The organism is Mycolicibacterium rhodesiae, from assembly GCF_002086695.1.
Classification (GTDB): domain Bacteria; phylum Actinomycetota; class Actinomycetes; order Mycobacteriales; family Mycobacteriaceae; genus Mycobacterium; species Mycobacterium rhodesiae.
Window position 1 is genome coordinate 36,202 of the sequence record NZ_MVIH01000018.1, and the last position, 20,069, is coordinate 56,270.

Here is a 20,069-nt window from a genome sequence, read left to right on the forward strand (position 1 = left end):
GGGCGCGTCGCGCTCGGTCGGCACCGTCGTGACTCAGGGTGGCGGTGCCGGAACAGCCGGATCTGCCAGCGCAAAGCCGAGTCCGGGTGGCACGTTGACTTCCGGGCCGGGCGCCGTGCCTGGCAGCGGCTCGCCAAGTTGCTCGTAGGGGACCTGGCCGAGCAGCGCGCCGTCGAGGGCGCCCTCGGCATACATCCCGTGCAGCCGGCGCAGGAAGGCCAGTCGGCCGGTCCCGGGCTGCTCGGCAGACGGACCGATGCCGATGTCGGGTTCACCCTGCCCGGGCGCGGCCGGGGCGAGGTTCTGCGGAAGCAGATATTGATTGTTCAGGGCATGCAGATCCGGGGGCGCTGCGGCATTCGACGCACCGGGTGCCGACGGAACCGGGTTCTGCCCCAGCAGAAGTCCCGGTGCGTAGGCGGAGAGATCGGGCAGCCCGAGCGGTCCGGTCGCCGCGGCATCGGTCTGCGCGAGAACGCTGCCCACCGAGGCGTTCGGCGGCACCGGCACCGCAGGATCGCCCGGTGCGGGATCGGCCGCGGCTGTGGTCGGCTCGATGAGGGCGGCCGCGATCGTGGCGGCGAGCAGAAGCGTCGACACCAGCGCCCGGTCGCTTCTGCTCATGCCACCCAGTCCTCCCGGCCTCGATTCTCGTCACACCGTAGTCGGCATTCGGCGCGACGATGCTGCGAACCCTGCCGAAGGCGCGATCAGGGGATCGGAGCCGGTGGCGGAGGTAGCAGTGCCGGGTCCGCCGGAGCGGCCGGAGCCGGCGGAACGCCCGGTGCGCCGGGCGGCGGCGGGGCTGCTGGATCGGGCAGGAATTGCTCTGGCCCGGCCGGGATGTTGACGCCCGGTGGCGGGGCCGTTCCCGGCAGTGGTTGCCCGAGCTGGTCGGCCGGCATGCGCCCCAGCGCCCCGTGGAGGAAGGCGTGCACACCCTTCCACTGATTGACCCGCGCGAACGGGCCGTCCGCGCCCGGTCCCAGCTGATACGGGGACTGCTGGTCCGGGGTGGGCATGCTGTTGTTCTGCGCCATCAACAACTGAGCGCCGTTGAGGATGTCGGCACTCGGCGGCGCCGAGGGCGCGGTGCCCACCAGCGCCGGGGTGGGGGTTTGGCCGAGCATCAACTGGTTGCCTGCCGGGCCGCCGAGGATGCCCGCGAATCCGTTGACCGAATCCGAGATGGTCGACATCGGCGGGACGAAACCCTGCGGCGGCGGCGGCGCCGGCATTGCCGGATCAGCCGGGGGCAGGTCGTCGGCGGCGGCGGTCGCCACGGGGGCGACCGCCGCTCCGACAGCGAGCGCGGCTAGGACGACGCCCTTGACGAACATGCTGTGCATCTGGTGAACCGCTGTCAGAAGACTTTGGTGACGCCGTAGTAGGCGACGATGTCGTCAGCGTCGGTGCCGGAGCTGGTCAGCACCGCGTACGAGCGGAGTGACGATGCGCCGACGCAGTTGTCGATCTTGATGTGGATGTCCTTCAGCGTGACTCGGGCTGAGGTGCCCTTGAAGGACTTCTTGTCGACGACGACGTTGGTGATGGTGCCGGGGCGAGGATCGACTTCGATCTGACCCTGGACCGGGAAGCTGATGGAGCCGGGCAGCGAGAGGCCGCCGGTGCCGAGGCTGGCGTTGCCCAGGCTGGCGCCGACCGAGCCGATCAGCTTGACCTTGTCCATCTCGACGCCGCAGCCGACCTGGTAGCCGGCCTCGAGCGTTCCGCCGGACACCGACCCGGTGGTGGTGCCGGTGAACGTGCCGCCGACAACCCAGTCCCGGGAGGACAGCGACGTCGTCAGCGGTGCCACCGGCAGCTGCGTCTCGTCCTTGGCGACCACCGTCAGGGTGCGGCCGTCGGGCGTCTTGGCGATGCCGGGAACCTCGGAGGCGACGGCACCGTTGTCCGGTGGTGGGGGAGGAGCACCTGCGTCAACGACGGGCGGCGCCGCCGGATCGGCCGGGTCGGCCAACGCGAGCGGGGTCGCTCCCATCGGGATCAGCATGCAAACTGCAGCCGCGGTGGCAAAGCGATGCAACATATCCTGTCGGCGCCTTCCGTCTGTCACTGGTGAAATTTCTGTGGGAAACGATGGATTTTTCTGGGCGTTCTCGCGGGTCGTGCCAGGTAATGCATTTCGGCTGCCCACCACCTCGTCAGTGACGGGCAGCCGAGTGCGAGAACGCAATGTGAAGTTGTTAAACAGCTTTCGTGACGCCGAGGTAGGTGACCACGTCGTCGGTGTTGTCGGTCGAGCTGGTCAGCGTGGCGTACGAGCGGATGAAGGACTGCCCGGCGCAACCGTCGATCTTGATGCGGAACCCGGTGATGGAGATCCGCGGCGCGGTGCCCTTGAACGACTTCTTGCCGACCGGAACGATGTTCACGACGCCGGGCTTGAGGTCGATCTTCATCTGGTAGGACGCCGACAGGCCGAGCGTGACGGGCAACAGCGAGCCGTTCACGATCGGGATGCCCACGCCAGGCGTGGCGCCGGCGCTCGCGATGGACTCGATGTCGTCTTGAATGATGCCGCAACCGATTTGGTAGCCGGCTTCCAAGGTGCCACCCGCCAACTTGGTGCTGCCGCCGCCGGTCACCGATCCGGTGAAGGTGCCATCGACCAAGTACTCGCGCGACCATGGCGAATTGGTCAGGGAGGAAACCGGTTCCATGGACTCGTCCTTGCCCGACACATTGAGCACCCAGCCGTCGGGCGTCTTGAGAACTCCGGGCGCAGCCGACGGCACCGGCCCCGCGGGTCCGCCTGGCGCGGGGGCTGCGTTGGCAACAGGTGCCACGTTGGGATCGGCCGGCGGGTCGGCCAGCGCCAGCGGCGCCGCCCCGATGGGAGCCAGCAGGCAGACTCCAGCCAATGCGGCAAAGCGTTTCAACATGTCGTGTTGGCGCCTCTCGTAGTTGATAACCACTGTGTCGTTCGGAGGAATCATTGAGTTGGCGGGTGACTGAATGGTTAACGCCGCCCCAACAATTCCCGCCCGATTACCGTCTACCGGGCGTCATTTCGCGCAGTCCGCGGTCAGTGCGGTGCGATCGGGTCTCGAGGCGATACCAACTGCGTTTGCGACCGGTGAAGCAGACACCCGATGGATCCTCCAGCGGCCCCGGCTGTTGGTCACCCGTTAACCATCCCGACTTCTATTACGTCGATCATCTCTGTCGTCCTGACCCTGTCGCACCTGACGCAACGGATTCCGGGTTGGGCTGGTTTGGAACTTCCAGCCGGACGGTTCGGGGGAGCCCACGATCCAGGAGGAAGCAATGAGATCACCGCACTACCACCGCATCCTGACAGCCAGTCTGCTGGTGTCGGCCTCGGCACTGCTCAACGCACCTGCCGCGCTCGCCGACCCGGATCCGCAGACCGACCAGCCGGCACCGGGGCCGGGCGTCGTCGCAGCGGTTGTTGCGGCGCCGCCTCTCGACGCTCCGCCGCCGGATGCGGCTCCCTCCAGTGCGGTACCCGACGCCTGTAAGCAGTTCGGGATGGCTCTGGACCATGCGTCGTCGTATTACGAGGACTTTGCCTACGACTCGGCAGGCGGCGGGAACAGCGTCAACTACGACGATCCGAACGTCGCCAACGCAAATGTCTACGGCCGTACCGCATTGCGTGAGTCCGCCGCAGCCGCCATGTCGGCAGCGTCGGCGCCCGGTCTGCCCAATGACATCGCGGCCCCCATGCGGTCGTGGTCGTTGCGCGCCACAAAGCTGTTGATAATCATGGGGATTCGTGGCGGCGGTGACTCGCTGAACTCGACGGCGAATGACATGAACACCGACGCCAACAATGTGCAGATGGCGTGCGCGATGAACGGTGCGCGCGCCTGACCCAAACCTCAACGCGCTGAGCAGAAATCGGCCCCCTCCTTTCGGAGGGGGCCGATTCGCGTATCTGACGGGTTATCCGCCGGCGCCGCCGGTGCCGCCCTTGCCTGCGGTCGGGCCGACCCCACCGGAGCCGAGCTGGCCGCTCTTGCCGGAGGTGGCGCCGCCCTTGCCACCGGTGCCGCCGTTGCCGCCCTTGCCGCCGGAGATCACGCTGCCGCCGCCGGTGGCACCGTTGCCGCCGACACCGCCGGTGCCCGTGGTTGCGCCGTTGCCGCCATTGCCGCCGGCACCGCCGGAGCCACCGCTGAAGCCGCCGAAGCCGCCGAGGCCGCCGTTGGCGCCCTTGCCGCCGGTTGCGCCGGCGCCGCCCTTGCCGCCCGAGCCGCCTGCGCCACCGTTGTTCCCGGCCACGCCACCCTTGCCGCCGGTGCCGCCACTACCGCCGGCTCCCGTCGTGCTGGTGCCGCCGTCGCCGCCGGTCGCGCCTGCGCCACCGTTACCGGCCACGCCACCCGCGCCGCCCGAGCCACCGGTGCCGCCGTTGCCGGCCGCGCCGGTTCCGCCTGCGCCACCGACACCGCCGATGCCGCCGCCGCCGCCGTTGCCCGACCCGAGGCCACCGGTTCCGCCGGTGCCGCCGGCACCACCGTTACCACCGGTCGCGGTGCCCGCACCGCCCGCGCCGCCGGCTCCACCGGCGCCGCCCGTCGCGGAGCCGTAGAAGCCGCCCTTGCCGCCGTTACCGCCTGCACCGCCGTCGGTTCCGGCCGCGCCGCCGCCGTAGCCCGCGCCACCGGCGCCGCCCGCACCCGCGGAGCCGCTGCCGAGGACAGGCATGCTCGCGGCGTCTCCGCCGTTGCCGCCCTTGCCGCCGGCCACACCTGCGGTCGTGCTGGCGCCACCGGCGCCACCGGCGCCGCCGCTACCGGCGAAGGGTCCGGCGCTGCCGCCGTTGCCGCCTGCACCGCCGGCGATGCCCTTGCCGCCGTTGCCGCCGCCGCCGCCGAACAGTGCGCCGCTGGAGGAGCTGCCGGCGATCAGGCCGCCGTTGCCGCCGTTGCCGCCCTTGCCGCCGTTGATGCTGGCGCTGGTGGCGTCGCCGCCGTTGCCGCCGTTTCCGTACAGCCCGGCGCTGCCGCCGTTGCCGCCGTTGTATCCGTTGCCGCCGTTGCCCATCAACAGGCCGCCGCGGCCACCGTTGCAGGACGCGCTGGCGCACTGCGTGTCGGCGGCGCTGTAGCTGTAGCCGTTACCGATGAGCAGGCCGCCGTTGGGGTGCTCGGCGGTGCCGTTGCCGATGAACTGGCCGACCAGGTTGTTGGCGGCGTTGGCCGAGGCGGCGGCCGTCGGGGCGGCCGTCTTGGAGTTGTTGCCTGCCAGGCTGTTACCGAAAAGCAGCAGATCCGACTCGGTTGACGTGAGTTTGTACGCCGGCGACGCCACGGTTGTGGAGGCATCGGTGGTGGCGAACAACACGGCCGCACCCACCATCGCCGCACCGGCGACGCCCGTGGTGACGAAGGCTGGCGCAGCCACCCGGAGCGATTTCTTGCGGTGTTTGGACAAGGTCGAATTCCCTTCGAAGAAGACGTTCAGTCCGGCAAATGCGCCGAGTGGTCCCTGACAGAGAAATCCAAGGAGACAACCCTTACCTCGGACTGGACCCCACTTGGCGCGCTGCCGAACTTCGTGCAAACGCCAGCTGAACTCAACCTGTAAAAGCCGTCGTAATGGCTATTTGCAGAGTTCGGCGATCTTGCTGTTGGTCTTCTCCGCGTCGCTCAGCCGCTCGGCTTGCTTCGGATCGGTGTTGGGGACACCGGCTAACGCGTTCATCGAAATATCCTGCAACCCAGTCGCGAAGCCGCGAATCGCGTCGGCCAGATCGCTCGGTGTGGCCGGGCTCAAGTGGGCGAGAAGGTAGGTCGCGCCGCCCGCCATGGCCAGCCGTGCGTTGGCGGCCACCCCCTGGACTTCGGCGCCCGGGTCGGCGTGGGTCTGCAATGACACCGCCGCACTGACCGTGCGGTAGGCGTCGCAGGCGTTGGTCTTCGGGTCACCGGTCTGCGGTGCGGCGGTCGGCGCCGGATTTGACGGAGTCGGCCGGAACAACGCCCATCCGGCAAGGGCCACCGCGATCAGCGCGATCACGAGTGCGACGGGCGCGAGCCAGCCCACCGAGGATCGCGATTGGCGGGTGGGACGGTGCGATGTCGACGTCGTGGCGTCAATATCGTCGGTCGGCTCCGGCATGCCCACGATCCTAATCACGTGCCGCGGCAAAGCCGCAAAAGCGTATTCTGGCTGCGGAAAGGCCTTGGGAGTATGTCGATGGCGATGCGCTGGGGGCGGCGGCTCGGGTGTTTGGTGGCCGGTGCCGGTCTGGTGGCCGGCGCTGTGGGTGCAGTGCCCGCGGCCGTGGCGCAGGGCTGCCCGGCCGGGCACGTCAACAACCAGTACACCGGCCAGTGCTATCTCGAGGGCAGTGCCCCGACCATCAACGGCGTGCCGTGTGTGGCGAGCAATCTTGGTCTGTGCCAATCATTTCGGCAGAATCAGCAGCCGCCGAAGAAGCCGTACACCGCAATCGGTTAGCTGCGCGTCAACGTCTTCGTCATCAACCGCTGCATCCAGTTGGGCGACACTTGCGACAGTGCGGCCAGCACGGTGGTCTGGCGGCCCACCGGATAGTGCACCCTGGTCAGCCGCCCGCGGCGGTGGGTGGCCGAATAGACCGCGGCGGCCACGTCGTCGGGCTGCAGGTTGACGCCCAGCGACTTGGTGCTGCCGGTCTCGACTCCGTCGGTCATGGCCGTTTTGACGAACAGCGGCCACATCGCCAGCACTCGGATTCCGTATCGACGCCATTCGAGTTCCAGCGCCTCGGTCAGCGCACGCAGCGCGAACTTGGTCGCCGAGTAGGTGGCGAGCTCTGGCTGGCCGTACAGCGCGGACGCCGAACACATGTTGACCACCTGGGCCCCCGGTGTGTCGCGCAGATAGGGGAATGCGGCATGCAAGCCGGTCAGCGCGCCGGTGAAGTTGATGTCCACCATCTTTTGGTGAACGCCGAGCGGGACGTCGGCGAACGGACCTGTGGTCAGCACTCCGGCATTGTTCACCAGCACATCGAGTCTGCCTGTGTTGCTGGTGAATTCACTCAGTCGGGCCGACCAGTGATCGACGTTCGTGACGTCGAGCTCACCGATCGTGACGTCACCTCCGAGCGCGAGGATCTCGTCACGAAGTCCGGCGAGCCCGTCGAGGTCGATATCGTATGCGCCCACCCGGTAACCGTTTCGCGCGAAGGTCACAGCGGTCGCCCGCCCGATACCCGCGGCGGCGCCGGTGATGAAGACGCCAGGCGCCGTCATGTCATACGACCTTCAGGTGCGGGATGTGCACCTCGGGTTCGGAAGCGATGCGGTCGTTGGCCGCGGCCATCGCGGTGTCGACGCGCACGGCTGCGGTCTGGCAGGCTGCGGTGGCCTTGCGGCCGAGCCCTCCCACATCGTCGGCGGCGTTGCGCAGATACGCGGTCAGCGTGACGCGAAGCCGGTCACCGACCAGGGCCAGACGATTGCGGAACCGATCGTCGACCGTCACGGTGACGTAGGGCAGTTCGAGCTTGATCATGAGCGCCTCCAGAGCCGTTCTTGTCGAATGTAGACGACGTCGGCTGCCGGTCGGGCGTGTGCGGTCAGGGCCGCACGCCGATCGTCTTGGAGTTCAGGTACTCCCGGTAGCCCTCATCGCCGTTGCGGTGACCGAGACCGCTCTGCTTGGTGCCGCCGAAGGGGCTGGTGATCCCGAAGAACGAGTGGCCGTTGGTGGTGACGCTGCCGGTGCGCAGCCGCAGCGCGATGTTCAACGCCCGGTCGTCGTCGCCGCTGGTGACGTCGCCGGACAGTCCGTAGATCGTGTTGTTGGAGATTTCGACGGCCTCGTCATCGGTGTCGTACGGCGTCACGGTGATCACCGGCCCGAAGATCTCGGTCTGGGCGATCTCGGAGGTGGGGTCGACGTCGGCGAGCAGGGTCGGTTGCACGTAGTAGCCGGTTGGCAGGCCCTCCGGAACGCCGCCACCGGTGATCAGCCGGGCGCCGTCGGCGATGCCGGACTGGATCAGGCTCAACGTCTTCTGCCGCTGCATGGCGCTGATCTGCGGGCCCTGCATGATGCCCGGCGTCCACGGATCGCCGACCGGAAAGTTCTCCATCGACACCTTGAGGATCTCGAGTCCTTCGTCATAACGACTGCGCGGCAACAGGACTCGGCTGGATAGGATGCAACTCTGGCCCGACATGACACAGGCGAACATCGCTGCCATCGGCAGGCAGGCGGTGAAGTCCGCGTCGTCGCAGACGATGTGGGTCGACTTGCCGCCGAGTTCCAGCAGCGTCTTCTTCACCGTCGAGGCGCCTGCGGCCAGGATCGCCCGGCCGGTGGCGGTCGAGCCGGTGAAGGTGATCATGTCCACCCGCGGGTCGGCCGACAGTGCCGCGCCCACCTCGTTGGCGTTGGAGGTGACGACGTTGAACACCCCGGCCGGGATGTCGGTCTTCTCCGCGATGATGCGACCGAGTTCGGTACCCGACCACGGGGTGAGCTGGGCGGGCTTGAGCACGACGGTGTTGCCGGCCATCAGCGCCGGCACGGTCTCGGCGATGTTGAGGTAGAACGGGACGTTCCACGGCGTGATCGCTCCGACCACGCCGACCGGATCGAATTGGATCTTGCGCCGGGCCGGGCCGAGTTGCGTCTCGTGGATTCCGGTGTCGACCAGGTAGTCGAAGTCGTGACCGTGCTCTGCCCAGTGCTTCACTTCGGCGATCGGGCTCTCGATCTGGGAGCCGCTGACCGAGACCGGACAGCCGACCTCGGTGATCACGATGCGCCGCAACCGTTCCTGTTCTTCGGTGAGCGCCTGGTGCAGCTGGTTGAGGCAGTGGTACCGGAAGTCCAGGTCGCGTGACCAGTTGCCCGCGTCGAAAGCCCGGCGCGCGGCGGCCGTCGCCCGCTCGACGTCGGTGACGGTGCCGTCGGTTGCGTGGCCGACGACTTCCTCGGAGGCGGGATGGATGACGTCGAACGTCGCCCCGGAATCGGTGGACCGGAGCTCTCCGTCGATGAGCATCCGTTGCTCGCCGGCCAGCACGCCCGTGTCAGCGTCGACATTGGTCATTGCACTTACCCCTAGTCACGTGAAAATCTGTCACTCGAAATACGAGAACCTCATTCTCACATGAGAGGAACGCCATCGCTATGGCTTCTAAGGGATACGTCATCTTGACCGAAGAAATCCACGACCCTGAGGGGATGAAGGCTTACGGCCAAGCCGCCCGTGCGGCGATGGATGGCGTCACGGTGCTGGCGGTCGATGCCAAACCGCAAGTGCTCGAGGGCGATTGGCACGGACACCAGACCGTGGTGCTGGAGTTCGAGTCGGTGGAAGCTGCACAGTCCTGGTACGACTCGGATGCTTATCGCGCGGCGCGGGAGTTGCGGCGCGCCGCCGCCGACACCAACGCGGTGATCCTGTCCGGGTTCTAGCCCCAGCTGTGCCGGCTGCCCTGGGCTCGGTACCAGTCGATGAGATCAGGGTTGTCGATGGAGCGCTGGTCCAGTGACACGTCGGTGCGGCCGGCCATGATTGCTGTCACCGGCACCTCCAGCTTCTTGCCGGTGCGCGTGTGCGGAATGCCGGGCGCGGCGATGATGTCGTCGGGCACGTGCCGGGGTGAGAGCTTGGTCCGGATCGCCGAGCGGATGGTGTTGACCAGGTCGTCGTCGAGCACCCGCCCCGCCGCCAGCGTGACGAAAAGCGGCATCCAGTAGGCGCCGTCGGGTCCGTCGATGCCCAGCACAAACCCTTCGGTCACCGCATCGATCGCCTCGACCACTTCGTAGATGTCGGCCGAACCCATCCGAATCCCATGCCGGTTGAGGGTGGCGTCGCTGCGGCCGTGAATGATCAGCGAGCCGCGCTCGGTGACCGTCACCCAGTCGCCGTGCCGCCAGACGTGCGGTGCCGGTCCGTCTGCCCAGTGGTGGTCGAAATAGGCTGCGCGATACCGGGACCCGTCGTCGTCGTTCCAAAACCCGACCGGCATGGACGGCATCGGGGCGGTGATGACCATCTCGCCCACCTGGCCGACGAGTGGCTGACGCTGCGGCGACCAGCTGTACAGGGCCACTCCCAGATACCGCGTGGTGAGTTCGCCGGGCACCACCGGTTCGCCCGCCGTGCCGCCGGCGAACGCGGTGACCACGTCGGTGCCCCCGCTGATCGAGGAGACGGCGACGTTCTCGCCGACCTCCTCGCGCACCCAGTCGAAAAGGTCGGCGGGCAGCGGGGACCCGGTGCTTCCGATGGTCGTCAGGCGGTGCAGATCGTGGTCGGCGCCCGGATGCAATCCGGCCTTGCGCGTGGCCAGTAGATGGCCGGGACTGGTGCCGAAGTAGGTCACCTTCTCGTCTTCGAGGAGCTGCCAGAGCCGGTCGGCGTCCGGGTTCAGCGGATGGCCGCTGTAGCAGACCACCGTAGACCCGCACATCAGACCGGCGATCCGGAAGTTCCACATCATCCAGCTCAGCGCGGTCTGCCAGAAGAACACGTCGTCGGGACCCAGGTCTGCCTGCAGCGCAGTCGCTTTCAGGTGCTCGAGGATGACGCCGCCGTGGCCGTGCACGATGCCTTTGGGCTTGCCGGTGGTGCCGGAACTGAACAGCACCCACAACGGATGGTCGAAGGCGACGGGGGTGACCTCGGGTGTGACCGGGTTTTCGGTCAGCCTGCGGTAGTCGTCGCTGTCGAGAACGACCAGATGAGGTTCACCGAGCAGGTCCACCAATTCCTTGGTGTCAGAGCGCTTGTCGAACCACTTGCCGCCGAGTTGATAGCCGTCGGCGCTGAACAGCACCTTGGGTTCCAGCTGCTCCAACCGGGAGGCCGCGCCATGGGGCGCGTAGTCCTGTCCGCAGGCTGACCACACCGCCCCGATCGCCGCGGTCGCCAGAAAGGCGACCATCGCTTCGGCGATATCCGGGAGATACGCGGCGACACAGTCGCCGGTCTGGACCCCGAGGCGGCGCAGTTCGGCGGCGACGGCCCCGACCCGGCCGGCCAATTCAGTCCAGCTGATCTCGGTGCGGGAACCGTCCTCGTCGATACCGACGATGGCCGCACCGCTGCGTCCGGTGTGCCGCAGGATCTGGTCGACGTAGTTCAGCCGGACACCGGGAAACCACACGGCACCGGGCATCGTCGCGTCAGCGAGTACCGCCTCGTCACCCGAAGCGGGGCCGACCTCGGCGCGTACGTCGAAGTGCTCCCACACTGCGCGCCAGAACCGTGCGGGATGGTCGACCGACCACTGCCAGAGGTCGGCGTAAGTGCCGGCGGGCGCTCCGTGTCGCGCGGCCGTGGTTGCGGCGAACTGTTTCCATTGGGGTTCTGCGCCCGACACTGTGATCCTTGCGTCCACTGGGTAAACGACATCTGCTGTCGGCCACCCACTCAACAACCAGCGCTGTGAGCAGTCAATAACTGACCGCAAACGACCATGAAGGTGTTCGCAGGGCGGTTATCGACCGGCCAGGTGTCCACTCAGTGAACGCTAGGATCAACGCCCGTGACCGACAGGGCCAACGTCGTTTCGCGCGTCGCCGCAGTGCTGGCCGCCGTCGGTGCCGCAGAACCGGCGGGCGCGTCGACGACGGAGGTGGGCCGGGTGACCGGGCTGGCCCGCCCGACCGTGCACCGACTGCTCACCTCGCTGGCCGACGTCGGGCTGATCGACCGGGACGCCAAGACCGGCCGATGGCTGCTGGGGCCGGAGATGTATCTGCTGGGGGCCGTTGCCGCCAGCCGGTACGACGTCACCGACAAGGCCCGGGATGTGGTCACCCGGCTGGCTACCGAAACCGGTGAAAGCGCGTTCTTCTCCGCCCGGCGCGGCGACGAGACGGTGTGCCTGCTCGGTGTCGAGGGCAGCTTTCCGCTGCGGTCGCACGTCCTGCGCGAGGGCATCAGGTTTCCGCTCGGAGTGGCCTCGGCCGGGCTGGCGATCTTGAGTCACCTGCCCGCCGACGAGGTCGACGACTATTTCTCGCGCGCGCTGCCGGCGGCCGACTGGGGCGATGAGCACACCGAGGAGTCGATCCGGGCCAGGATCGAGGCGACCCGCCTCGCGGGATACGCGGTCAATCCGGCGTTGATCGTGGAGGGCAGCTGGGGCATCGCGGCGGCGGTGTTCGACCAGAACGGCAGGCCGGCGTGGGCGCTGAGCCTCACCGGCGTGGAAACCCGGTTCAGACCCGACCGACGCCACGAGCTCGGCACGCTGCTGCTCGAGCAGGCTCACGTGCTCACTGGGCGGCTCTGCTCGTAGGGCCGGGAGCCTCACCAGCGTTTTCAGCGGATTCTGCACACGACTTGCCCAAAGCGGTATTGGCATTCTCATAAACTGCAAGTACGGTATCCACCGATGGACCACCTATCCCACACGTCGTCGGGGATCCCACTGGAGCCGGTGTACGGACCGGCCGACCGCAGTGGTGATCCCCCCGCGCCGGGCGCGTTCCCGTTCACCCGGGGCAACTTCTCCACCGGCTACCGCGGACGGTTGTGGACCTTCCGCCAGTATTCCGGCTTCGGCACCGCCGAGGAGTCGAACGAGCGCTATCGCTATCTGCTCGACCAAGGCGGTACCGGACTGTCGGTCGCCCTGGACCTGCCGACCCAATGTGGCTACGACTCGGACGATCCGGAGTACGGGGAAGAGGTCGGCCGGGTCGGCGTCGCGGTCGACACCCTGGCCGACGCGGAGATCCTGTTCGACAGCATTCCCCTGGACAAGATCAGCACCAGCTTCACGATCAACGGCACGGCCGCGATCCTGTTGGCGTTCTATGTCGCTGCCGCGGAGAAGAAGGGGGTGCCGCGCGAAAAGCTCACCGGCACGATCCAGAACGACATCCTCAAGGAGTACGCCTCCCGGGGAACGTGGATCTGGCCGCCCGAGCCGTCGCTGCGTTTGATCGCCGACACCATCGAATTCTGCGCGGCCGAGGTGCCCCGGTTCAACGCGATCTCGGTCGCGGGCGCGCACTTCCGCGACGCCGGTGCCAACGCCGTGCAGGAGATGGCATTCACTCTCGCCGACGGTGTCACCTACTGCGACACCGTGGTGGAGCGCGGCCGGATGACGATCGACCAGTTCGCGCCACAGATCTCCTTCTTCTTCTATACCCACGGTGACTTCTTCGAGGAGATCGCCAAATACCGTGCTGGACGGCGTCGTTGGGCGACCATCGTGCGGGAGCGATGGGGCGCCAAGACCGACAAGGCCGCGATGTTCCGGTTCGGCTGCGTGTCCGGCGGTGCGTCGTTGTACGCCCCGCAGGCGCAGAACAACCTGGTGCGGGTGGCCTATGAGGCGTTGGCCTCGGTACTCGGTGGCGTGCAGTCGATGTTCACCGCAGCCTGGGACGAGCCGTTCGCGCTGCCCAGCGAGGAGTCCGCGACACTGGCGCTGCGCACCCAGCAGATCCTGGCCTACGAAACCGGGGTGGCTCGGGTGGCCGACCCGCTCGGCGGCTCCTACTTCGTCGAGGCGCTCACCGATGCCACCGAGGAACGCATCATCGAGATCATGGACGACCTCGAAAAGCACGGCGGCATGGTGCAATCCATCGAGGACGGCTACCTGCAGGGGCTGATCGCAGACGAGGCCTACAAGATCCATCAGGAGGTCGAGTCGGGTGAGCGCCCGGTGGTCGGGGTGAACAAGTTCGTCGTCGATGAGCCCGCCCCGGACCTGGCCACCTACGAGCTCGACGCCGAAGGCCGCGACAAGCAGTTGCGGAGGCTGGCGAAGGTGAAAGCCGATCGCGACGGCGTCGCCGTGAAGGAAGCCCTGGCAGCCCTGGCCCGTTCGGCGGAAGGCGACGACAACCTGATGCACAAGCTGATCGACTGCGCGAATGCGTATTGCACGGTGGGGGAGATGGTCTCCACGCTGAAGTCGGTGTGGGGCGAGTTCCAGCAGCCGGTGGTGTTCTAGTGACTGCTCGTATTCTCGTCGCCAAGCCCGGCCTGGACGGCCACGACCGTGGCGCCAAGATTGTGGCCCGCGCGCTGCGCGACGCCGGATTCGAGGTGATCTACACCGGTATCCGCCAGCGCATCGAGGACATCGTGTCGATCGCGCTGCAGGAAGACGTTGCGGTGGTGGGGCTTTCGATCCTCTCTGGTGCGCACCTGGCGTTGACCAAGCGGACCGTCGACGCGCTGCGGGAAGCCGATGCCGGCGACATCGCGGTGATCGTCGGCGGCACGATTCCGCAGAGCGATGTATCCAAGCTGTTGGAAGTCGGTGCGGCGGCGGTGTTCCCGACCGGAACGTCGCTCGAGACGCTGGTGACCGACGTCCGTGCGCTGACCTCTGAACAGGTGGGGTGAGTAATGCGTCTTGGCGTGATGATCGGTGCCGAGCGGGGCGATATGGCTCGCAAGGTGAAGAAGCTCCTCGAGGACATCGAATGGGCCGAGGCCGCCGGGTTCGACACCGCGTGGATGCCGCAGGTGCCGAACGACTATGACGCGCTGACGATGGTCGCGCAGATGGGTGCCCGCACCTCGCGCATCGAGCTGGGTACCGCGGTGGTCCCGCTGCAGGCGCAGCACCCGATCGCACTCGCCCGCCAGGCCCTGTCGGTGCATGCCGGCGCGGGCAACCGGCTCGCGTTGGGTGTGGGCCCGTCGCACCACTGGATCATCCGCGACATGCTGGGCCTGCCGTACGAGAAGCCGGCGTCTTACACCCGCGACTACCTCGAGGTGCTGGGCGCCGCCCTGGCCGGTCCGGGTGACGTGGACGTCGAGAACGACACCTTCACCGTGCACAATCCGACTGTGCTGCAGGCGGACTCCCCACTTCCGGTGCTGCTGGCTGCGCTCGGCCCGGTGATGCTGCAGATCGCGGGTGAACTCACCGACGGCACCGTGCTGTGGATGGCCGACGAGCGGGCGATCGGCGACCACATCGCGCCGCGGATCAACAAGGCCGCCGACAACGCCGGCCGGCCGGCCCCGCGTATCGTCGCCGGCATCCCGGTGTGCCTGTGCGCCAACTCCGAGATCGCGGCGGCCAAGGATCGGGCCAACCGGATCCTTGCCGAGGCCGAGACGTCGCCCAACTATCAGAAGCTGCTCGACCGCGGCGACGCGCGCGATGTCGGTGATCTGTGCGCGGCCGGTGACGAAGAAGCGATCCTGGCGCGGTTCCGCGCGTTCGCCGACGCCGGGGTCACCGACCTGTCGGTGCGGCTGCTGCCGATCGGGGAGACCCGCGACGAGCTGGTGGCGTCGAAATACCGGACCCGCGAGGTGATTGCGCAACTCGGCGCCGAGGTTCGATGAGGTCCGCTGCTCCGCTGTCCGGCGTTCGCATCCTCGAGGTCGGCACCATGCTGGCCGGGCCGTACGCCACCATGCTGCTCGCCGACCTCGGTGCGCAGGTCATCAAGATCGAGCCGCCCGGCGGCGAGATCTCCCGTCAGGTCGGGGACAGCTATTTCGCCAGCCTGAACCGCAACAAGCGCTCCGTATGCCTGGACCTGGCCTCCGACGCCGGGCAGCAGCGACTGGGCGAGCTGGTCGCGGAATCCGATGCGCTGCTGGTCAATATGAAGCCTTCGGTGATCCGGCGGTTCGGACTCACCTATGAGGCGCTGCGCACGCGCAACGAGAAGATCGTGTGTGTCGCGCTGACCGGCTACGGCCTGGACGGCGGCGACGACCCGGCCTTCGACTACGTGATCCAGGCGGCCACCGGTGTGGCCGCGCTGACCGGCGACCCGGACGCGCCGCCGACGCTGCCGGGTTACTCGTCGGCCGACAATTCCACCGGATTGACCGCGGCGCTGGGACTTCTCGCGATGATCGTCTCGGGTGAGGGCGGCCAGGTCGATGTCTCGCTGCGCGACGTGATGTTCTCGCAGCTGAACTACCGAGCTGCGGCCTATCTCAACGACGGTGTACATCCGCGCCGGCATCCGTTCGGTGCGCACTCGTTTTACGTTCCCGCGCAGCTGTTTCCGACCGCGGACGGGTATCTGGCACTGTTCGTCACCCATGACGGCTTCTGGAAGGCCTTCGCCGCCGAGGCCGGCATCGAGGGTTTCCCGACGATGGCCGAGCGATCGGCACGCCGGGACGAGGTGCTCGCGATCGTGACGGGCGCACTGGCCGCCGACACCGCGGCGGGCTGGGAAGCGCGCCTGCGGCCGCTCGGCATCCCCGCGGCAGCGGTGCGTTCACTTCCGGACGCGCTCGATGCGACGCCGGAAGTCGTTGTCACCGCCGGGGATTACCACCTGGTCGGCAGTCCGGTGCGGGTGCTCGGTTATGAGCCCGACTATCTGCCGCCTCCGGCGCTCGACGAATATCAGTCGTCGTAGGTCACGGTCACGTCGGACTCGGGCACGCCCTGGCAGGTCAGGATCAGGCCGTCGTCGATCTCGCTGTCGTCGAGCACCTCGTTGACCCGCATCTTGACCTGACCGTCGGTGAGCGTGGCGATGCACGTTCCGCAGTTGCCGGCTTCGCAGCTGTAGGGCGGGGTCAGTCCGGCTCGGCGGGCGCTCTCCAGCACCGTCTCGCCTTCGTTGACCGGCATGGTCACCGTCTTGCCGTCCAGCGTGATCGTCGCCGTGCTCACTTCTCTCCTCAGCGTTAGCGCAGTATCATTCTACCCAGATGAGAATACAGTTCTCTACTGACGATAGTATGTTCTCGTTTGTTGACCTGTCGATGGGATTGTCACTGACCATGTGCGAGCGGACCGCGCCGTGAGCGACGTGCGAGTGCTTGCCTTCGAGGACCGCATCTACACACGATCTCAGGTCGATGCGCTGTCCGCGGGATTGGCGGGCACCCTCGCGAGCCGTGGCGTGCGGGGCGGCCAGCGCGTCGCGCTGATGTCGTCCAATCGGCCCGAATTCATTTTCGCCGTACAGGCAATCTGGCGCCTCGGTGCGTCCGCGGTGTTGATCAGCCCCGCCTGGAAAGCAGCCGACATCGGCCATGCGCTCGAGGTGTCCGGCGCCGACCATGCGGTCGGTGACAGCCCGCTGCTGGCCGACCTGATGCCGATGCTCAGCCTTGACGAACCGATCAGTCCGGCGGAGCCAACCCCGGTGGAGTACGCGGCTGACTCCGATGCTGTGCTGGTGTTCAGCTCGGGGACCACGGGTATGCCCAAAGCGGTTCGGCACACCCATGGTTCGCTGGCCGCGAGCATTCGGCACTGGCGTCAGGCCCTTGGTCTCACGGCAGTCGACCGCATGCAGATCGTCACACCGCCGTCGCACATCCTCGGCCTGCTGAATATCGCCACCGTGCTCGATGCCGGCGCGTGGATGCGCCTACATCGCCGGTTCGATATCGACACCATGCTGCAGTGCATCCAGGATGACCGCATCACCGTCGAAATGGCCGTCGCACCAATCGCGTTGGCGATCGCATCACACCCGAAGCTCGACACGTTCGACCTGACATCGCTGCGCTACATCATGTGGTGCGCCACCCCGGTAACCACCAGTGTGGCCGAGGCCGTGACCGAACGGACCGGTGTGGGCTGGATCTCGGCGTACGGCACCAGCGAGGTACCGGTGATCGCGTGCTGCCCGCGCGACGCGGCTCGCCTCGACACGGTCGGGCGTCCGATCCCGGCGGTGCGCATCGTGTCGACGGAGACCGGTGAACCGGTCGAGGCAGGCACGATCGGTGAGATCCAGGTGCGCTCGGATTCGGCGATGGCCGGCTACCTGCCCGCCGAGGCCACCGACGAGGCGTTCGACGACGGCTGGTACCGCACCGGGGACCTCGGTTACCTGGACGACGGCTGGCTGCGAATCACCGACCGGCTCAAGGAGATGGTCAAGGTGCGCGGCTTCCAAGTCGCCCCCGCCGAAGTCGAGTCGGTACTGCACGGCCATCACGCCGTGGCTGACTGCGCGGTATTCGGCGTGCCCGACGAGGCGGACGGTGAGGCCGTGATCGCCGCGGTCGCCGTCGCCGAGCCGGTCAGCGCCGAGGACCTGGACGCGCTCGTCGCCGAGAAGCTGGCGTCCTACAAACGTCCCCGCGACATCGTTTTCGTGTCCGAAATCCCGCGCCTGCCATCGGGCAAGGCGTTGCGGCGAATTCTCAAGGAGCAGTATGGATGCACGCCTGACCAGTGAGCAGCAGCAGCTGCGCGACGCCGCCGCCCGCCTTGCCGACGACTTCGGTCCGGACTCCGTCGCGGACCTGGACGACCAGTCGCGCCGAGCGCGGCTGGCCAAGACCGTCGATGCGACCGGTTGGCGGTCGCTGCGCTCCGACGGCGCCAGCGGGGTCGAAGTGGCGTTGGTCGCAGAGGAATTCGCCCGCGGCCTGGTCGACGTGCCGTTCCTCGGACCGGTGCTTGCCGATGATCTGTACCGCATCCTGGCGATCGACCCGGTGCCGGCGACCATCGCGGTCGGTGACACCGTCATCGACGCCGACGGGTCCTCTGCTGCGCTACGACTCGCCGGAACGACCGTCGAGTCGGTCGGTGTCGGCGCGTCCCGCGACGCCGCCGATCTGACCCGCGCCACCGCCACCGTCGCCGGTGTATCGGACACCGTGGGGGAGTTGACCGCCGAGCAGGCGCAGCGCTGGTACGCCCTCGCGCTGGCGGTGACAACGGCCGACCTGGTCGGCGCGGCACGCGGCACCCACACGCTGGCAACCGAATACGCCAAGGTGCGCGAGCAGTACGGCTCGGCCATCGGTTCGTACCAGGCCGTCGCCCACATGCTGGCCGAGGGGCTGGCCCTCATCGAGGGGTCGGTGAGCGTGCTGCGCCACGCCGCCTGGGCTGTCGACGAGCTACCCATCGAGGAAGCTGTGGAAGCCGGCCGGGTCGCCAAGATCTACTGCGCACGAGCCGCACTCGCGGTGTGCGAGATGTCGATCCAGGTGCACGGCGGCATCGGCAATACCTGGGAGTGCCTGGCCCATGTCTATCTGCGCCGGGTGCTGGCCGCCACCGAGGCCTGGCCAGTCAAGTTGGAGGAGTTGACCATTGGACTTTCGTGATTCGCCGGACGAGGCCGCGTTCCGGGAGCGGCTGCGTGGCTGGCTGACAGAACAGAAGGGCAAGTTCCCGACGTCGGGAGATGCCTACTGGGCCAAAGCGGGCGAGTGGCACCAGGCGCTGTACGCCGCCGGGTTCTTCGGCACGTCCTGGCCGAAAGAGTACGGCGGCCAGGGCTTGCCACCCGTGTTCGACGTCATCGTCGACGAGGAGATCGCCAAGGCCGGAGCGCCCGCGCGTCCGAGCCTGGGCTATCTGGTGGTCGGCCTGAGCCATCACGGCAGCGAGGAACTGCGGCAGCGCTTCCTGCCCGGGATGATCGACGGGACCGAGCGCTGGTGCCAAGGCTTTTCGGAGCCCGGGGCCGGATCGGACCTGGCCTCGCTGACCACGACCGCGACCCGCGACGGTGACGAGTACATCATCAACGGTCACAAGATCTGGACCAGTTACTCCGACTGCGCCGACTGGTGCCTGGTCCTGGCCCGGACTGACAAAGAGGTACCCAAACACAAGGGCATCTCGGCGTTCATCGTCACGATGCACCAGCCGGGGATCGTCCAGCGGCCGCTGAAGATGATCAGCGGCGTCACCAAGGAATTCGGCCAGGTCGAACTCGACGGCGCGCGGGTGCCGGCCGCGAACATGGTCGGCGCACCTGGCGACGGGTGGAAGCTTGCGATGACGGTGGTCAGCCACGAGCGTGAGCCGTCGACATTGGGCTTCTCGGCACGGTACGGAAAGTTGGTGCGCCAGATGGCTTCCCGCGTCGAGGGGCCTGCGCCCGACGAGCTGTCGTGGGCGTGGGTGCAGACCGAGATGTTGCGCCTGCACGTGCGTCGGCGTCTGTCCGAGCAACTCGACGGCATCAAGCACGGCCCAGACGGGTCACTGGACAAACTATTGATGACCTGGACCGAGCAGTCGGTCGGGCATGCCGCGCTGGCCACCGTCGGCACCGACGACGAAGAGTTGTTCGGTGCCTACCTCTACAGCCGTGCCCAGAGCGTCATGGGCGGGACGTCGCAGATTCAGAAGAACATCATCGCCGGACGAATCCTTGGACTGGGAGTGTAA

General features: G+C 67.6%; 22 protein-coding genes. 11 read left to right on the plus strand and 11 right to left on the minus strand.

Annotated elements, in window-relative coordinates; translation table 11 throughout:
- Window positions 1–33: 33 nt before the first annotated feature.
- From BST42_RS29430 to BST42_RS24870, 4 genes are all read right to left on the minus strand, one after another.
- Window positions 34–624: a hypothetical protein gene (locus BST42_RS29430; RefSeq protein ID WP_083122015.1), complete on the minus strand. Its 591-nt coding sequence runs from the start codon at window positions 622–624 to the stop codon at window positions 34–36.
- 86 nt (window positions 625–710) lie between these two features.
- Window positions 711–1,349, minus strand: coding sequence for a hypothetical protein (locus tag BST42_RS29435; protein WP_083122017.1), 639 nt, complete (start codon window positions 1,347–1,349; stop codon window positions 711–713).
- Between the two features lie 14 nt (window positions 1,350–1,363).
- Entirely contained in the window at window positions 1,364–2,050 is a 687-nt protein-coding gene (locus BST42_RS24865; RefSeq protein ID WP_083122019.1) for an MspA family porin, read from the minus strand.
- Window positions 2,051–2,207: 157 nt separating this feature from the next.
- Window positions 2,208–2,906, minus strand: a complete 699-nt coding sequence (locus BST42_RS24870; RefSeq protein ID WP_083122165.1) for an MspA family porin — start codon at window positions 2,904–2,906, stop codon at window positions 2,208–2,210.
- Window positions 2,907–3,291: 385 nt separating this feature from the next.
- On the opposite strand from BST42_RS24870, the gene BST42_RS24875 reads away from it, so the two are divergent.
- Window positions 3,292–3,861, plus strand: a complete 570-nt coding sequence (locus tag BST42_RS24875; RefSeq protein ID WP_083122021.1) for an Rv2240c family protein — start codon at window positions 3,292–3,294, stop codon at window positions 3,859–3,861.
- 72 nt (window positions 3,862–3,933) lie between these two features.
- Here the strand turns inward: BST42_RS24875 and BST42_RS29720 are convergent, their stop codons facing one another.
- Together BST42_RS29720 and BST42_RS24885 are read right to left on the minus strand one after the other, a co-directional pair.
- A complete protein-coding gene (locus tag BST42_RS29720; protein WP_165760921.1) occupies window positions 3,934–5,397 on the minus strand; it encodes a hypothetical protein in 1,464 nt (487 codons plus the stop codon).
- A 198-nt stretch (window positions 5,398–5,595) separates the two neighbouring features.
- Complete coding sequence (locus tag BST42_RS24885) at window positions 5,596–6,114, minus strand: hypothetical protein (protein WP_083122023.1); 519 nt, start codon at window positions 6,112–6,114, stop codon at window positions 5,596–5,598.
- 78 nt (window positions 6,115–6,192) lie between these two features.
- On the opposite strand from BST42_RS24885, the gene BST42_RS24890 reads away from it, so the two are divergent.
- Entirely contained in the window at window positions 6,193–6,456 is a 264-nt protein-coding gene (locus BST42_RS24890) for a hypothetical protein (protein WP_133057513.1), read from the plus strand.
- On the opposite strand, the gene BST42_RS24895 is transcribed toward BST42_RS24890, so the two are convergent.
- From BST42_RS24895 to BST42_RS24905, 3 genes are all read right to left on the minus strand, one after another.
- Window positions 6,453–7,235: an SDR family oxidoreductase gene (locus BST42_RS24895; protein ID WP_083122030.1), complete on the minus strand. Its 783-nt coding sequence runs from the start codon at window positions 7,233–7,235 to the stop codon at window positions 6,453–6,455. The two genes, BST42_RS24890 and BST42_RS24895, sit on opposite strands and share 4 nt — an antisense overlap.
- 1 nt (window position 7,236) lies before the next feature.
- Window positions 7,237–7,497 (minus strand): hypothetical protein, encoded by a 261-nt coding sequence (locus BST42_RS24900; RefSeq protein ID WP_083122032.1) that lies wholly within the window; start codon window positions 7,495–7,497, stop codon window positions 7,237–7,239.
- A 64-nt stretch (window positions 7,498–7,561) separates the two neighbouring features.
- Entirely contained in the window at window positions 7,562–9,046 is a 1,485-nt protein-coding gene (locus BST42_RS24905) for an aldehyde dehydrogenase family protein (protein ID WP_083122034.1), read from the minus strand.
- A gap of 74 nt (window positions 9,047–9,120) precedes the next feature.
- On the opposite strand from BST42_RS24905, the gene BST42_RS24910 reads away from it, so the two are divergent.
- Window positions 9,121–9,414: a DUF1330 domain-containing protein gene (locus BST42_RS24910; RefSeq protein ID WP_165760925.1), complete on the plus strand. Its 294-nt coding sequence runs from the start codon at window positions 9,121–9,123 to the stop codon at window positions 9,412–9,414.
- Here the strand turns inward: BST42_RS24910 and BST42_RS24915 are convergent.
- Entirely contained in the window at window positions 9,411–11,330 is a 1,920-nt protein-coding gene (locus BST42_RS24915) for an acetoacetate--CoA ligase (RefSeq protein WP_083122038.1), read from the minus strand. The genes BST42_RS24910 and BST42_RS24915 overlap by 4 nt on opposite strands.
- A 165-nt stretch (window positions 11,331–11,495) precedes the next feature.
- Here BST42_RS24915 and BST42_RS24920 point away from each other — a divergent pair, with 165 nt between their 5' ends.
- The 5 genes from BST42_RS24920 (at window position 11,496) to BST42_RS24940 (ending at window position 16,326) form a co-directional block, all read left to right on the plus strand.
- Window positions 11,496–12,254: an IclR family transcriptional regulator gene (locus BST42_RS24920; RefSeq protein ID WP_083122040.1), complete on the plus strand. Its 759-nt coding sequence runs from the start codon at window positions 11,496–11,498 to the stop codon at window positions 12,252–12,254.
- A gap of 96 nt (window positions 12,255–12,350) precedes the next feature.
- Window positions 12,351–13,928: a methylmalonyl-CoA mutase family protein gene (locus BST42_RS24925; protein WP_083122042.1), complete on the plus strand. Its 1,578-nt coding sequence runs from the start codon at window positions 12,351–12,353 to the stop codon at window positions 13,926–13,928.
- Window positions 13,928–14,326: a cobalamin B12-binding domain-containing protein gene (locus BST42_RS24930; protein ID WP_083122044.1), complete on the plus strand. Its 399-nt coding sequence runs from the start codon at window positions 13,928–13,930 to the stop codon at window positions 14,324–14,326. Before BST42_RS24925 ends, BST42_RS24930 begins: the two co-directional genes overlap by 1 nt.
- Before the next feature lie 3 nt (window positions 14,327–14,329).
- A complete protein-coding gene (locus BST42_RS24935) occupies window positions 14,330–15,286 on the plus strand; it encodes an LLM class F420-dependent oxidoreductase (RefSeq protein ID WP_083122046.1) in 957 nt (318 codons plus the stop codon).
- On the plus strand, window positions 15,283–16,326 hold the full coding sequence (locus BST42_RS24940; RefSeq protein ID WP_083122048.1) for a CaiB/BaiF CoA transferase family protein: 1,044 nt from the start codon (window positions 15,283–15,285) through the stop codon (window positions 16,324–16,326). Before BST42_RS24935 ends, BST42_RS24940 begins: the two co-directional genes overlap by 4 nt.
- Here BST42_RS24940 and BST42_RS24945 read toward each other — a convergent pair.
- Window positions 16,314–16,586, minus strand: a complete 273-nt coding sequence (locus BST42_RS24945; RefSeq protein WP_083122050.1) for a 2Fe-2S iron-sulfur cluster-binding protein — start codon at window positions 16,584–16,586, stop codon at window positions 16,314–16,316. The genes BST42_RS24940 and BST42_RS24945 overlap by 13 nt on opposite strands.
- Before the next feature lie 130 nt (window positions 16,587–16,716).
- Here BST42_RS24945 and BST42_RS24950 point away from each other — a divergent pair, with 130 nt between their 5' ends.
- From BST42_RS24950 to BST42_RS24960, 3 genes are read left to right on the plus strand one after another with little or no spacing between them, the layout of a single operon-like run.
- Entirely contained in the window at window positions 16,717–18,111 is a 1,395-nt protein-coding gene (locus BST42_RS24950) for a class I adenylate-forming enzyme family protein (protein ID WP_083122168.1), read from the plus strand.
- Entirely contained in the window at window positions 18,089–18,994 is a 906-nt protein-coding gene (locus BST42_RS24955) for an acyl-CoA dehydrogenase family protein (RefSeq protein ID WP_083122052.1), read from the plus strand. The genes BST42_RS24950 and BST42_RS24955 overlap by 23 nt, the downstream gene beginning before the upstream one ends.
- Window positions 18,981–20,069, plus strand: coding sequence for an acyl-CoA dehydrogenase family protein (locus BST42_RS24960; RefSeq protein WP_083122054.1), 1,089 nt, complete (start codon window positions 18,981–18,983; stop codon window positions 20,067–20,069). The genes BST42_RS24955 and BST42_RS24960 overlap by 14 nt, the downstream gene beginning before the upstream one ends.

Coding starts and splice junctions, on each gene's coding strand:
- BST42_RS29430 (WP_083122015.1), bottom strand. CDS start 624: ATGAGCAGAAGCGACCGGGCGCTGGTGTCGACGCTTCTGCTCGCCGCC.
- BST42_RS29435 (WP_083122017.1), bottom strand. CDS start 1,349: ATGCACAGCATGTTCGTCAAGGGCGTCGTCCTAGCCGCGCTCGCTGTC.
- BST42_RS24865 (WP_083122019.1), bottom strand. CDS start 2,050: ATGTTGCATCGCTTTGCCACCGCGGCTGCAGTTTGCATGCTGATCCCG.
- BST42_RS24870 (WP_083122165.1), bottom strand. CDS start 2,906: ATGTTGAAACGCTTTGCCGCATTGGCTGGAGTCTGCCTGCTGGCTCCC.
- BST42_RS24875 (WP_083122021.1), top strand. CDS start 3,292: ATGAGATCACCGCACTACCACCGCATCCTGACAGCCAGTCTGCTGGTG.
- BST42_RS24885 (WP_083122023.1), bottom strand. CDS start 6,114: ATGCCGGAGCCGACCGACGATATTGACGCCACGACGTCGACATCGCAC.
- BST42_RS24890 (WP_133057513.1), top strand. CDS start 6,193: ATGGCGATGCGCTGGGGGCGGCGGCTCGGGTGTTTGGTGGCCGGTGCC.
- BST42_RS24895 (WP_083122030.1), bottom strand. CDS start 7,235: ATGACGGCGCCTGGCGTCTTCATCACCGGCGCCGCCGCGGGTATCGGG.
- BST42_RS24900 (WP_083122032.1), bottom strand. CDS start 7,497: ATGATCAAGCTCGAACTGCCCTACGTCACCGTGACGGTCGACGATCGG.
- BST42_RS24905 (WP_083122034.1), bottom strand. CDS start 9,046: ATGACCAATGTCGACGCTGACACGGGCGTGCTGGCCGGCGAGCAACGG.
- BST42_RS24925 (WP_083122042.1), top strand. CDS start 12,351: ATGGACCACCTATCCCACACGTCGTCGGGGATCCCACTGGAGCCGGTG.
- BST42_RS24935 (WP_083122046.1), top strand. CDS start 14,330: ATGCGTCTTGGCGTGATGATCGGTGCCGAGCGGGGCGATATGGCTCGC.
- BST42_RS24940 (WP_083122048.1), top strand. CDS start 15,283: ATGAGGTCCGCTGCTCCGCTGTCCGGCGTTCGCATCCTCGAGGTCGGC.
- BST42_RS24955 (WP_083122052.1), top strand. CDS start 18,089: ATGGATGCACGCCTGACCAGTGAGCAGCAGCAGCTGCGCGACGCCGCC.